At 36.4% G+C, this 13,999-nt stretch carries 10 protein-coding genes; all 10 read right to left on the minus strand.

Annotated features, from left to right (window positions below; translation table 11 throughout):
- Positions 1-1,200 (minus strand): FtsW/RodA/SpoVE family cell cycle protein, encoded by a 1,200-nt coding sequence (locus ACPWSR_RS02440; RefSeq protein ID WP_426350110.1) that lies wholly within the window; start codon positions 1,198-1,200, stop codon positions 1-3.
- Between the two features lie 11 nt (positions 1,201-1,211).
- Positions 1,212-1,652: an FHA domain-containing protein gene (locus tag ACPWSR_RS02445; RefSeq protein ID WP_426350111.1), complete on the minus strand. Its 441-nt coding sequence runs from the start codon at positions 1,650-1,652 to the stop codon at positions 1,212-1,214.
- A 222-nt stretch (positions 1,653-1,874) separates the two neighbouring features.
- On the minus strand, positions 1,875-4,697 hold the full coding sequence (gene uvrA / locus ACPWSR_RS02450) for an excinuclease ABC subunit UvrA (RefSeq protein WP_426350112.1): 2,823 nt from the start codon (positions 4,695-4,697) through the stop codon (positions 1,875-1,877).
- An 84-nt stretch (positions 4,698-4,781) separates the two neighbouring features.
- Complete coding sequence (gene uvrB / locus ACPWSR_RS02455; protein ID WP_426350113.1) at positions 4,782-6,782, minus strand: excinuclease ABC subunit UvrB; 2,001 nt, start codon at positions 6,780-6,782, stop codon at positions 4,782-4,784.
- Between the two features lie 232 nt (positions 6,783-7,014).
- On the minus strand, positions 7,015-7,923 hold the full coding sequence (gene murQ, locus ACPWSR_RS02460; RefSeq protein ID WP_426350114.1) for an N-acetylmuramic acid 6-phosphate etherase: 909 nt from the start codon (positions 7,921-7,923) through the stop codon (positions 7,015-7,017).
- Between the two features lie 416 nt (positions 7,924-8,339).
- Positions 8,340-9,614 carry a PDZ domain-containing protein gene (locus ACPWSR_RS02465; protein WP_426350115.1) on the minus strand — a complete coding sequence of 425 codons (1,275 nt, stop codon included), beginning with the start codon at positions 9,612-9,614 and terminating at the stop codon, positions 8,340-8,342.
- A gap of 14 nt (positions 9,615-9,628) precedes the next feature.
- Positions 9,629-10,879, minus strand: coding sequence for a S41 family peptidase (locus tag ACPWSR_RS02470; RefSeq protein ID WP_426350116.1), 1,251 nt, complete (start codon positions 10,877-10,879; stop codon positions 9,629-9,631).
- A gap of 302 nt (positions 10,880-11,181) precedes the next feature.
- Positions 11,182-12,072, minus strand: coding sequence for a permease-like cell division protein FtsX (gene ftsX, locus ACPWSR_RS02475; protein WP_426350117.1), 891 nt, complete (start codon positions 12,070-12,072; stop codon positions 11,182-11,184).
- Positions 12,062-12,748 (minus strand): cell division ATP-binding protein FtsE, encoded by a 687-nt coding sequence (gene ftsE / locus ACPWSR_RS02480; protein ID WP_426350118.1) that lies wholly within the window; start codon positions 12,746-12,748, stop codon positions 12,062-12,064. The genes ftsX and ftsE overlap by 11 nt, the downstream gene beginning before the upstream one ends.
- Positions 12,749-12,985: 237 nt before the next feature.
- Positions 12,986-13,831, minus strand: a complete 846-nt coding sequence (locus ACPWSR_RS02485; protein ID WP_426350119.1) for a YitT family protein — start codon at positions 13,829-13,831, stop codon at positions 12,986-12,988.
- Positions 13,832-13,999 lie beyond the last annotated feature (168 nt).

Raw genomic sequence — 13,999 nt, forward strand, 5'->3', positions numbered from 1 at the left:
TTACCCCTCCTCAGAGATTTTTTGGAGAATTCCTAAAGCGAAGAAGATAGTAAGCATGGAACTACCACCATAGCTCACAAGAGGAAGTGTAATTCCTGTAAGAGGAATAATGTTAAATACTCCACCTATAATAACCAGTACCTGAGAAGCTATCATGGCACTGAAGCCTACGGCTGAAAGCTGAGAAAAACCGTCCTCTGCTTTTAAGGCAGCCCTCATACTTCTATAACAGAGAAGGAAATATACAATTACAACTCCAATGGCAAAAATTACACCCAGCTCTTCTATAATAACTGCAAAAATATAGTCACTATAATTAACCGGTACATACTGTGGATACCCCTGGCCTAGGCCTAATCCGAAAAGTCCTCCAGAAGCAACAGCAATGAGCCCCTGAACAATTTGATAGCTTTCATTATTTGAATACTTCCAAGGATCTCTCCATATCATCACTCTTCGTTGAATATGATAGAAGAGCTTATAGCTTATTCCTGCCCCTACAGAAAATAATCCAAGACAAACAGCTATATATTTAAACTTAGAGGTAGCAATATATAGCATAGTTATTGAAATACCAAATATTATAAGAGCTGAACCCAAATCTCTCTGGAGCACCATAAAGCCCAGAGAAACCATAACAATGGCCGCTGGTTCAATAAGCTGTTTAAAATCCTTGTAGTTTCTTAAGGCAGAAGCTAGGTATAATATTAAAAATATCTTGCCAAGCTCCGAGGGTTGGAAGCCAAAGCCTGCTATAAATACCCAGTTTTTTGCTCCATAAATTTCTCTACCAATAAGGGAAGCCATCCCCATAAAAATTAAGGTAGCACCTAAATAAATATACTTATATTTAAAGAATCTCTTCAAATCAGGCAGTACTACTACAATAAGAATATAACCAGCCATTCCTAAAACAAACCAAACCACCTGTTTAATAGACATCATCATATCTATTCTATATAGCATTGCTATTCCGATAATAGATAAAATACTAGCAAATATCAATATATATTTATCCCCATCGGGATAAAACCTTCTAATAATAAAGTGGGAATATGCTATAATTATACACATAACTCCCGCCATAATTAAAGCTCCCACATCTATGGGACTCTGTAGTATTGATAAGTTCAAAAATAGAGCAATACCTAATAAATAAGTCAAAAACAGCATACGTCTTTCGTCTTTTGAGCTTCTCATAATACAACTCCTTATCCAATTACCTTTAAGATCAAGCTACCAAGAGTTATTTCATCCTCTTCCTCCAGCTTAACTCTACCGTAAATTCTTTTTCCATTTAAGAAAGTACCGTTGGTGCTGTCTAGGTCTTCCAATATATATTCCCTATTCTTAATAAAAATCTTTGCATGGTGACCTGAAATAAATTTATCCTGAAGCACGATAGTATTATCTTCTTTTCTCCCCAAGGAAATAATTCCTCTTATAGGAACCATAGACCCCTTCTTTAAAAGGCTATTATCACCAGGATTCACTACCTCAAGACCCAGGTCAAAATCCGTCATTTCACTCTTTTTCCTGCTGCTTCCCAGCTTTACATCTCTAGACATGATTCTTAATGCATAGATGATAATAAAATAAATAATGATAATAAAAACTATTGTAAAAGCAAAGGAAAGTAATCTCATTAACATATCATCACTCCGTTAATAATTATATAAGTTCAAATTCGCCTGCTAAAATGTCTAGTCTTAATAATTATATAGCAGCCTATAATGATTATACACTATTATTTCTCATAAGTGTATTTTTACTCAAATCTAATGTTTTCATGGAGCAGGATAAGCGACAGTAGCACTAGAATAATAGCTTAAAAGAGACACATTTACTGTGCCTCTTTAATATATATCTTAAAGCTATAATACTCTTTTTAAATATTCACCAGTATAGGAGACCTTAGAGGCTGCAATCTGTTCTGGAGTTCCCTTAGCAATGATTGTTCCTCCTTTATCCCCTCCTTCAGGTCCTAAGTCGATGATATAATCTGCAGATTTTATAATATCCAGATTATGTTCTATTACCACCACGGTGTTTCCTGCATCCACAAGACGCTGAAGTATCTCTATAAGCCTCTTTACATCATCTATATGAAGGCCAGTGCTTGGTTCATCTAAAATATATAAGGTTTTTCCTGTGCTTCTCTTAGATAACTCATAAGCAAGCTTTATCCTCTGGGCTTCTCCTCCTGAAAGCTGTGTAGAAGGCTGACCTAATCTTATATAGCCTAGCCCTACATCATATAAGGTCTGTAGCTTATTCTTTATTCTAGGTAGGCTTTCAAAAAAGTCCAGAGCTTCCTCTACAGTCATGTTAAGCACATCATCTATATTTTTACCCTTATATTTCACTTCAAGGGTTTCTCTGTTATACCTCTTTCCTTTACAAACCTCACAGGGCACATATACATCGGATAAGAACTGCATCTCTATCTTGATTATGCCATCACCACTGCAGGCCTCGCAACGGCCACCCTTTACATTAAAGCTAAACCTTCCTGGCTTATAGCCCCTCATCTTAGCTTCGGAGGTATTGGAAAAGAGCTCTCTTATTATATCGAAGGTTCCTGTGTAGGTAGCAGGATTAGACCTTGGTGTCCTTCCTATAGGGCTCTGATCTATATCAATAATCTTATCGATATTCTCTGCTCCTATTATTTCCTTATGCTCTCCTGGAAGTACCCTTGCCCTATTTACCAGCTTATTTAAGCCTTTATAAAGCACCTCGTTGATCAATGTGCTCTTACCAGAACCAGAAACACCAGTGATTAAGGTCAGTGTTCCCAGAGGAATTTCAGCATTGACATTCTTAAGATTATTTTCCTTTGCTCCTTTTACAATAATCTTATTACCATTACCCTTTCTTCTCTCCTTAGGTACCTCAATAGCCTTTTCTCCCGTTAAATATTGAGCGGTTATTGATTCCTTAACCTCTTTTATTTCATCTAAGGTTCCTGCAGCAATTATGTTTCCACCATGCTCACCAGCACCAGGTCCTATATCTACAATATAATCTGCTTCCTTTATGGTATCCTCGTCATGCTCTACCACAACCAGTGTGTTTCCTAAATCCCTAAGATGCTTCAGGGTGGCAATTAATCTATCATTATCCCTTTGATGAAGGCCTATGCTGGGTTCATCCAATATATATAAAACCCCCATAAGGCTGGAGCCTATCTGTGTAGCCAGTCTTATTCTCTGAGACTCCCCACCTGATAGGGTTCCGGAATTTCTTGATAAATCCAAGTAATCTAGACCCACATCTATCAAGAATTTAAGCCTGCTCTTTATTTCCTTTATAATCTGACCGCTAATAATCTTATTCTTCTCAGAAAACTCAAGATTATCTATATACTCCAACTCATCTCTTATAGATAGATCTGTGAACTCATGTATGTTTTTATCTCCAACGGTTACACCTAGAGCCTCAGGCTTAAGTCTTGCACCCTTACATTTTGGACAAGGATTATCACTCATATATTGTTCAATATCAGCCTTGATTACATCGGAATTAGTCTCCATGTATCTTCTCTTTAAGGAATTAATTTCCCCTTCAAAGTTATGGTTAAACTGTCCAGAGGTGTAATCTCTTTGATAGGTTACCTTGAGCTTTTCACCTTTGGTTCCATACAATAGTATATCCACTATCTTTTTAGGCAGGTCTTTTATTGGTGTATTAAGATCAAACTTATATTTTTTGCTTAATGCAGTTAATATACTGTAAGTCCAGGAGTCCTCTTTTAGTCTTCCTTCTCCCCAGGTGGCAATGGCTCCCTGCATAATGCTCCTATTCTTGTCTGGAATAACTAAGTCCTCATCGATCTCCAGAAGAGTTCCTAAACCATCGCATCGATCACATTTTCCAAAGGGTGAGTTGAAGGAAAATAATCTCGGTGCCAGCTCATCTATGCTGATACCGCAGTCAGCACAGGCAAATCTCTCAGAAAAAAGCATATCCTCTCCATCGATGATATTTATAATAACCAGACCATCTGCCAGCTTCAATGCCATCTCCACAGAGTCAGAAAGCCTTCTCCCAATGTCTTCTCTTACTATCAGCCTATCAATAACAGCTTCTATAGTATGCTTTATATTTTTCTCTAAGGTTATTTCATCCTCAGTAAGATCATAAAGCTCCCCGTCAACTCTTGCTCTCACATAACCATTTTTCTTTATGCTTTCCAGTACCTTTTCATGAGTACCCTTTCTCCCTCTTATTATAGGTGCTAGGATCTGAATTTTAGTTCGTTCTGGAAGCTCCATCACCTTATCCACTATCTGATCTACGGACTGTTGAGTTATTTCCTTGCCGCAATTAGGGCAATGAGGCACCCCTACCTTTGAATATAAAAGTCTCAGATAATCATATATTTCTGTCACGGTACCAACAGTAGATCTAGGGTTCCTGCTGGTGGTTTTTTGATCTATGGATATGGCAGGAGAAAGCCCTTCTATACTTTCTACATCGGGCTTATTCATCTGTCCTAAAAACTGCCTAGCATAGGCAGAAAGAGATTCTACATACCTTCTCTGCCCTTCTGCATATAAGGTATCAAAAGCCAGGGAGGATTTACCGGAGCCTGAAAGTCCGGTAAAAACCACCAACTTGTCTCTAGGTATTTCTACTGTAACATTTTTTAAGTTATGTACCTTAGCTCCCTTTATCACAATATTATTTCTCATATTAAACCAGTTCCTCCATCAAAATAGTGAAGAGAAAAGAATCTCTTCTATTTCTCTTATTTATAGCTTCACTATTAACTTGTATTATTTGTCCTTTTTCTTTTTCCTTAGCTCCTTTATCTTATCTCTAAGATATGCAGCTCTCTCAAACTGAAGATTATTAGAAGCCTCCATCATTTCCGCCTGATACTTGGCTATAATCTCATCGAGAGCACCCTTCTCTTCCAAAAGCGCCTCTTCAAAGGATTGAAGCTTACTCTTACCCTTATATTCTCCCAAATCCTCTGCAGTTTTAGTCGCTTCAATTATCTCTCTAATATCCTTAATTATAGTCTTTGGAGTGATTCCATGCTTCTCATTATATTCCATCTGTATGCTTCTTCTTCGATTGGTTTCTTCAATAGATTTATTCATGGACCTAGTAATGTTATCTGCATACATGATTACCTTGCTCTCTGAATTTCTCGCTGCTCTACCAATAGTCTGAATTAGAGAGGTTTCTGATCTAAGAAACCCTTCCTTATCGGCATCTAATATTGCAACAAGAGCTACCTCTGGTATGTCTAAGCCTTCTCTTAAAAGGTTTATACCCACAAGAACATCGAAGGTACCTACTCTTAAATCCCTTATAATCTTCATTCTTTCTATGGTATCTATATCAGAATGCATATAAGTAGTTTTTATCCCTAAATCCTTTAAGTATTTAGTCAGGTCCTCAGCCATCCTTTTTGTCAGTGTTGTCACCAGGGTTCTAAACCCCTTTTCTGTGGTCTTCTTTATTTCACCATACAGATCATCAATCTGTCCCTTTATTGGACGAATCACTATTTCAGGATCTATAAGCCCAGTAGGTCTTATAATCTGCTCTGCTATCTCTGTAGAATGCTCTAGCTCATAGGCAGCAGGTGTGGCACTAACAAAGACCACCTGATTAAGCTTTTTCTCAAACTCCTGGAACTGAAGTGGTCTGTTATCATAGGCAGAGGGTAATCTAAAGCCATACTCTACCAAAGTATTCTTTCTAGATCTATCTCCTGCATACATGGCCCTTACCTGAGGAAGGGTTACATGACTTTCATCAATGAACATCAAAAAATCCTTAGGGAAGTAGTCAATGAGAGTCTGAGGAGGAGTTCCTGGTGCTCTACCATCTAGTATACGGGAATAATTCTCTATCCCGCTGCAGTAGCCCATCTCTCTTATCATTTCAATATCATAATTGGTCCTCTGCCTTAGTCTTTGAGCTTCCAGGGCTTTTCCCTCATCTATAAGCTCTCGTAGCCTTACCTCCAGCTCTTCTTCTATGACTCTTATAGCCACCTCCAGCCTTTCCCTTGAGGTAGCAAAGTGAGATGCTGGTGTTATAGCAATGTGCTGTCTCTCACCAATTATATTTCCTGTAAGCACATCAAACTCTCTGATCCTATCAATCTCATCACCGAAGAATTCTACCCTCAATCCTTTATTGGAATGGGAGGCAGGAATTATATCCAGAGAATCTCCCCTTACTCTAAAGGTTCCTCTAGCAAAATCTATATCATTTCTTTCATATTGAATTTCTACTAGCTTTCTTATAACTTCATCCCTATCCTTTGACATTCCCTGCCTTAAGGATAAGGTAAGCTTAGCATATTCCTCTGGATTACCTAATCCATAGATGCAGGACACTGAAGCTACAATTATAACATCTCTCCTCTCAAGAAGAGCAGAGGTTGCAGAGTGCCTTAGCTTATCTATCTCATCATTTATAGATGAATCCTTTTCTATAAAGGTATCAGTCTGAGGCACATAGGCCTCTGGCTGATAATAATCATAGTAGGATACAAAGTATTCTACAATATTATCAGGAAAAAACTCTTTAAACTCTGAGCAGAGCTGTGCTGCCAGGGTTTTATTATGAGCTAAAACTAAAGCCGGCCTTTGAAGCCTTTCAATTATATTGGCCATGGTAAAGGTCTTACCGGAGCCTGTAACACCCAAAAGAGTCTGAAATTTATTCCCCTCCTCTATGGAGTTTACTAAGGCATCTATAGCTTGAGGCTGGTCACCTGTCGCCTTGAAGGAAGACTTTATCTTAAAATCCATATTTCCACCCCCATAACATACTTTTCTCAAAATAAAAAACACATGTTCGCATATACTCATTCTAATACTAGCAGGAATAATAATCAAGGAAAATATTTTCCAATTAACTATTAATATATTATTCCCAAAATAACATAAAAAATCAAGGCAAAAAAGGACCATTAGGAGGTTAATACTCTTAATAGTCCTTATATAATCATCAACAAAATCAAATATTAATTTTTATAAAATTTTATTTTCCTGCAGCCTTTAACGCTTTAGAAATATGTCCATTAGCATCCTTTAGAAGCTTTTCACCTTCTTCTTTAGACACCTCAGCTAGAAGCATAAGAATAGATAGCTTAACATTGTATGCTGTTTCCTCTAATACCTTTTCTGCGGCTTCTCTAGAAGCACCAGTAGCTTCTATAACTATGCCCTTAGCTCTTTCAACTAGCTTCTTATTAGTAGCTCTTACGTCTACCATCAGATTTCCAAATACCTTACCAGTTTTTATCATAGCCCCAGTGGATAACATGTTTAATACCAGCTTCTGTGCAGTTCCTGCCTTCATTCTTGTAGAACCAGTAACAACCTCTGGTCCAACTACAGGTGCTATAGATAAATCTGCAATATGAGATAGCTCAGAATCAGGATTACAAGTCACAGCAACAGTTGCAGCTCCTATTTCCTTAGCATATTCAAGTCCTCCAATAACATAAGGAGTTCTTCCGCTAGCCGCTAATCCTACAAGCACATCCTTCTCAGAAAAATCAATTGCCTTAAGATCCTCTACACAAAGCTCCTTGGAGTCCTCTGCTCCTTCCTTAGCCTTAAATATAGCCTCTTTTCCTCCAGCAATAATACCCTGAACAAGCTCCGCAGAAACCCCATAAGTAGGAGGACACTCAGAAGCATCCAAAATACCAAGACGTCCAGAAGTTCCAGCACCGCTGTATATAAGTCTTCCGCCCTTTTCAAAAGCCTCAGCAATCACATCCACAGCCTTAGCTATTGTTTCAAGCTCCTTTTCCACAGCTAATGCCACAAGCTTATCTTCATTATTAATCATTGTCACCATTTCAAGGGTAGAAACCTTATCGATATTAACTGTATTAGGATTTCTCTTTTCTGTAACTAACTTACTCAAATCTATTTTCATTTTATATACCTCCCCAAGGTTAGTATCCCACAGATAATTTACTTCTATAAATAATATAACCTTTTTGAAATAATATTACAATATATTAGCTTAAAAAAAGAAATAAATTTCACACAATTCCATTCAATTTTACTCAATTCCCCTCCCCTCCACCATCCCCCCACAAAAAAAAGAGCGCCAAATCTACTAGCACTCTTCTAATCTTCTATCTCTTATCTTTTGCTCTTTGCTTCTTATCTTTTACTTCTTTGCTCTTATCTTTTAGTTCTTACCTCTTACCTAATCTCTTATCTCTTGCTCTTGCTCTTGCTCTTGCTCTTATCTCTTAGCTCTTACTTCTTACTTCTTACTTCTTACCTATCTTTTCTCTCTTCTCTCTTCTCTATTCTCTATTCTCTATTCTCTATTCTCTTCTCTCACTTCTTCTTCAACTTATCCAACATATCCTTAAAGCTATCGCCATTCATCTTTATAATCTTATTCTCCGCAGGAACTACCCTAGGAACTAAAACTAATCCCAACCTTTCCACCCCTTTTCGAGATAGATTAATATCCTTTAGCTCTCCCTTATAGTCCTTTATTCTAATAGCTACTTTATTTAAGCTTTCCTTCAGTTCTGAGTAAATAGTAGCCTCATTGCTAACATAATTACCATTAACCTCAATAATTTTATCTCCGCTTTTAAGACCAGCTTTAAAAGCTGGAGATTCTGGAGCAACCTCAAGAATCATAAGCCCTTCTTCATCACTAACATATTTAGGAGCCCTTTTTATTTCAAGCCTTCTCTGAAGATAAAGCATTAATTCATGTCCGCCTGCGCAAAAGACTATAGCTGTTATCTCTCCTAAAATACCAAGTCCAGCTAATTGTGCTATAAAGGTGAGTAATATTCCATAGAATAGTATACCTAAGCCTGACTGAAAGGCTTTAGTCCCTTTATCGTTGGTAAAAGTAACTCCAGAATAGCCCAATACACCATAAAAAGGAATCATTGATAGTACAGCAGTCTTTAAAATATCTATAGTATTGCTTGATTTAAACAACGGCCACCATTCAGGGGTTGAAACCGATATGGTTCCTAGAGTGCTTCCTGGTGTTTGCGCATAAATAATAAACAATGCCACTGGAAGAGCCCAGTATCTTTTTAAGGCAAAGCCTCCGATTATTTTATTATCTCTTGTAGTAAATATCGGTATAGCTCCCTTATGCCCATCAATGATAACAAGTAGCCCTTCAATAAAATGCAGCACTCCAACCATGGAAAAAAGAAACACTAAATCTATAGTAAAAGCATTTTCTGTTCCCACTCTATCGGTAATTAACCTCAGCACTAAATATATAAAACCTAATATAGAGGCAGAATAGGAAAAACAGAAAAATCTAGGTTTAAATAACATCAACAATATTGAAACTATAAAAAGAAATTCTATTCCTGAGTTTTCAGGAAACATTACACCTATATAAGACAATAGAAGACTTGCCAAAGTTCCTGCAAATAAACCTATTACAATTTGAGAAATTGTAAGCTCTAATGGAGAATTAATACTCTCTCCAATAATCATCTTCTGCATTATTGCTGTCTTTCTATTTTGTCTATAAAATAAAACACCTAAAATTATTAAAACAATAACTAAAGAAGGTTCAGTAATGGCATAAGCAACGGATCGTAGAGTATATATTGTCACATTCATTAATTAGGCTCCTCCTATTGAAGTTTTTCTTTAATTACCTCCAGAGCCTTAGTAAACTGAGGATCCTTGGCACGGTCATAAAGCTGCTCTCTGAGTTCATCGGGATAAGCTACCTCTATATCTGGTGCTATACCAGTGCCATGAATATTTTCTCCAAGAGGTGTATAATATTTTGATATGGTCACCTTTAAAGCAGTGCCATCTCCTAAACCTGTCAGCACAGATTGAACTATTCCCTTACCAAAGGTATTGGTACCTATTAGAGTACCTGCCTCATAGTCCCTTATAGCTCCTGAAACAATTTCCGAAGCGCTAGCACTATATTCATTCACCAGAACCACCAGTGGAAGTCCTATAGCCTCTCCCCCTTCAGAATTAAGCACCTCTTTTTTATCATATTTATCTATAGTAGATACTACTACCTTTCCCTTTTCAATAAAATTAGAAACTACTGATACGCTAGTAGTAAGCAATCCACCGGGATTATCTCTCAAATCAAGAATTAACCCCTTCATCCCTTGATTTTTTAATTCTACTAAAGCCTTAGTGAAATCATCATCAGTATGTTCATCAAAGCTGCTCACGGATATATAACCTATATTGTTTTCCAGCATTTCACTATCCACAGTAACCATTAAAATAGTATCTCTAGTTACTGAAACATCAAAAGAACCCTTGCTCTCTCTAAAGAGACTTAGATTAACAGGGACCTTATCATTCCCCTTCATCATAGATACCGCAAGGTCTATATCCTCTCCAGATACCTCTGTACCATTCACTGCAAGTATTACATCACCAGGAATGATACCAGCTTTCGCGGCAGGAGATCCATCAAAGGGGGCTATAACAACAATTTTATTATCCCTAACTCCAACCTGAATTCCAAGGCCTATATACTCACCTTCACTCTGCTGGTTAAAAGCATCATATTCTTCTTTATTCATAAATACCGTATAAGGGTCTCCCAGAGCTTCAGTCATCCCTTTTATGGCTCCCTCTAACATTGCCTTATCATCTATTTCCCCGTCATAATACTGATAAAGAGCTCCTCTTATATCAAAGAGCTTCTCATAAGCATCTACATCCTTGTACTTATCAAGTACCTCACCATCAACTAAGCCGCCAAAGCCTGTGGAATAGGCAAAAACATTACCCAGATAAAAAGCTCCTCCTGCAGTAACCATTAACAATACAAAAAATATTGCAATCCATTTTCCTCTGCCGCCCTTTTTCTGAGGACTGCCTAACGGTTCATACCCATTCATAATACCACTCCTTTTACGTAATCAAATCTAGTTAAGCAGCATCACCAAAGCTCAGCAGCTATCATATATCATAATGAAGTCTACCTTCAACATCATATAAAATATCATATGCAAAATGAAGGGAAAATACAATACTAAAACTTTGCTTTTGACTTATTCTGCTAATAATCCTAGCATAGTCCAATGAGAACCCCATGTCAAGAAACTAAAAAGCTATGTAATATTTTCTTAACTAATTAAAAATATACATAACAAAAAAACATCATTTAAGAATTTAATCCTTAAATGATGCTTTATAAGTATTATACTACTAAGAACTTTCTTAATGAAAGAATACTTCCTACAGCACCGATAAAAATACCTGCCAGAAGGAATTCCCATGTAATAGTTGATAGAACATATACTGGTTCTACAAGAGTTGTAATAAACATACCAGTAGTTATACTAGTATATAAATATCTGTAAGCGAAGTATAGAATCACTGTAGAAACTAAAGCACCAATTATTCCTATGACAATACCTTCTATTACAAAAGGCCATCTAATAAACCAGTCAGTAGCTCCTACAAACTTCATTATTCCAACTTCTCTTCTTCTGGAGAACACAGTAATCTTTATAGTATTACCTATAAGGAATAGTGATACGGCTATAAGAATGATAAATATTGCAATACCAACCCATCTAACGGTCTTTGCAAGTCCTGCAATCTTATCAATGATCTCCTGATCATTACCAACCTCATCTACACCTTCAACGTTATTATACTTTTTTTCAATATCCTGAGCGTATTTAGGCTCTGCCAATTTTACTATAAAGGAAGCCTGCATTGGATTATTTTCTTCATCATAACCATCTAATAGATCTTCCTTACCCTTAAGCTCTTTCCTAAAATTCTCTAGAGCCTGTTCCTTAGTTTCAAATTCTATTTCAGCTACACCAGTTTCAGAATTAAGCTGAGTCTCTATAGAATCAACCTGTTCCTCTGTAGCCTCTAAATCAAGATAAACTCTTACTTCTATCTTATCCTCTACATCTGCTACTGCTTCATTTATATTAAGTCCTACTAACAAAAACACCCCAAAGATAAACAGAGTTGCTGCGACAGTAGCTACTGAAGCAAGGCTTATGGTTCTGTTTCTCCATATACTTTTAAAAGCATCAGACATAAAATACTTAATGCTGCTAAACCTCATATTCGTATTTCCCCCTTTTTTCGTCCCTAACAATAACTCCCTTTTCTACAGCTAATACTCTCTTTTTCATCATATCAACAATATCCTTAGCATGTGTAGCCATAAGGATAGTTGTACCAGCTTTATTGATATCATCTAAAAGAGCCATTATTTCCTTTGCTGTCTCAGGATCTAGGTTACCTGTAGGTTCATCGGCAATAAGGAGGCTTGGATTATTAACTATAGCTCTAGCTAATGAAATTCTCTGCTGCTCTCCACCGGATAACTCATGAGGGAATACCTTATATTTATCTGATAATCCAACTAAAGATAGTACCGTAGGTACTCTTTTTCTTATTTCCCTGGCAGACGCTCCTACAACCCTCATGGCAAATGCAACATTTTCATAAACACTTAGATTAGGTATTAATCTAAAGTCCTGAAAAACCATTCCTACCTTTCTTCTGTAGTATGGAATTTGGCTTCTTTTCAAAGTTGAAAGATCCGTACCATTATTCATTATAGATCCAGTAGTTGGATCCACCTCTTTTAAAAGCATTTTGATAAAGGTAGATTTACCTGCCCCACTAGGTCCTACCAAAAAAACAAACTCTCCTCGCTCAATTTTAACATTTACATTCTTAAGAGCGTGGACGTTATTGTTATATATCTTACTCACATTCTTGAATTCAATCATCCTGACAACCCCTTACTTAAATTCACATGATTTTAAACACAAAGATATTATAACATAATAATTAGCTCTGTAAAATTTCTAACTTGTCAAAAAAAAATTAAAATTAAGACTTAAGTATTAAAAATCTGTGTAAATACAAGTAAAAACATTAAATTAATTGTTAAATATTAGATTTTAATCTTATTTTTAACACTTTATTAATACATATTTTAAACAAAATTAATCAAATATTAACAATCAGCTCAAAGATTTGAATCCTTCTCCTAAAACCTCATAAGCTTCATTAACTGTTATAAAAGCCTTAGGATCTATTTCCCTTATCCATCCCTTGACTTTTATAAATTCAGCTCTTCCCAGAACAGTGTATATGAGTTTAGTGTCCTTTTTGGTGTAGCCACCCTTTCCTTCAAAGATAGTGCATCCCCTGTCAAGATTTCCAATTATGTAATTTGATATTTCTTCCCATTTCTCACTGATTATTATTATTTCCTTAACTGAATTAAACCCATCTATTATCCTGTCAATAACTAAACCATTTGCTATAACAGCAAGAAGAGCATAAAGACCTACGTCAATACCAAAGGTAACCGCTCCCATTATAGTAATAATAAAATCTACCATTAAAAGAGATTTCCCAATATCTATATCAAAGTATTTATTTAAAATCTTAGCAACTATATCCGTTCCCCCAGTAGAAGCATTAGCATTGAATACCAAAGCCATACCTAAGGCTCCTATCAAAGTACCAAATATCACTGCCAGAAGTAGATCCTCCGTAATAGCCTTCGGAGCTAAAAAATACTCTATAAGCCACATTAAAAAAGACAGTCCTAAAGAGGCATAAATACTCTTCCCTCCAAAGCCTCCCCCTATAAAAATAAATCCCACAACAAAAAGCACCAAATTCATCAAAAATACCAAAACGCTTACTTCAAGGAAAGGAAAATAACTATTAATTACGATAGCTAACCCCGATACCCCACCTGCTGCAATATTATTAGGTATAAAAAAATACTCCAAAGCCACAGCCAACAACACTATCCCTAGAGTAATAAAAACCATATCCTTAACCCTATTCTTCATATTAACCTCCTCATATATCAACCTCAAAATTTATAATTAAAATTTAAAACTTAAACTCATAACTCACAACTCAGAATTGTCCACCATTTACGTACCTTGTCTATTACCCATCTTTCGCTATTTTCCTCTGCTCTTTCTCTTATCTTTCCTCTTTTATCTTTTTCTCTT

The organism is Alloiococcus sp. CFN-8 (genome assembly GCF_049943125.1).
GTDB lineage: Bacteria > Bacillota > Clostridia > Clostridiales > Clostridiaceae > JAEXZL01.

Coding starts and splice junctions, on each gene's coding strand:
- ACPWSR_RS02465 (WP_426350115.1), bottom strand. CDS start 9,614: ATGAATGTGACAATATATACTCTACGATCCGTTGCTTATGCCATTACT.
- ACPWSR_RS02445 (WP_426350111.1), bottom strand. CDS start 1,652: ATGTTAATGAGATTACTTTCCTTTGCTTTTACAATAGTTTTTATTATC.
- murQ (WP_426350114.1), bottom strand. CDS start 7,923: ATGAAAATAGATTTGAGTAAGTTAGTTACAGAAAAGAGAAATCCTAAT.
- ftsX (WP_426350117.1), bottom strand. CDS start 12,072: ATGAGGTTTAGCAGCATTAAGTATTTTATGTCTGATGCTTTTAAAAGT.
- ACPWSR_RS02470 (WP_426350116.1), bottom strand. CDS start 10,879: ATGAATGGGTATGAACCGTTAGGCAGTCCTCAGAAAAAGGGCGGCAGA.
- ACPWSR_RS02485 (WP_426350119.1), bottom strand. CDS start 13,831: ATGAAGAATAGGGTTAAGGATATGGTTTTTATTACTCTAGGGATAGTG.
- uvrA (WP_426350112.1), bottom strand. CDS start 4,697: ATGAGAAATAATATTGTGATAAAGGGAGCTAAGGTACATAACTTAAAA.
- ftsE (WP_426350118.1), bottom strand. CDS start 12,748: ATGATTGAATTCAAGAATGTGAGTAAGATATATAACAATAACGTCCAC.
- ACPWSR_RS02440 (WP_426350110.1), bottom strand. CDS start 1,200: ATGAGAAGCTCAAAAGACGAAAGACGTATGCTGTTTTTGACTTATTTA.
- uvrB (WP_426350113.1), bottom strand. CDS start 6,782: ATGGATTTTAAGATAAAGTCTTCCTTCAAGGCGACAGGTGACCAGCCT.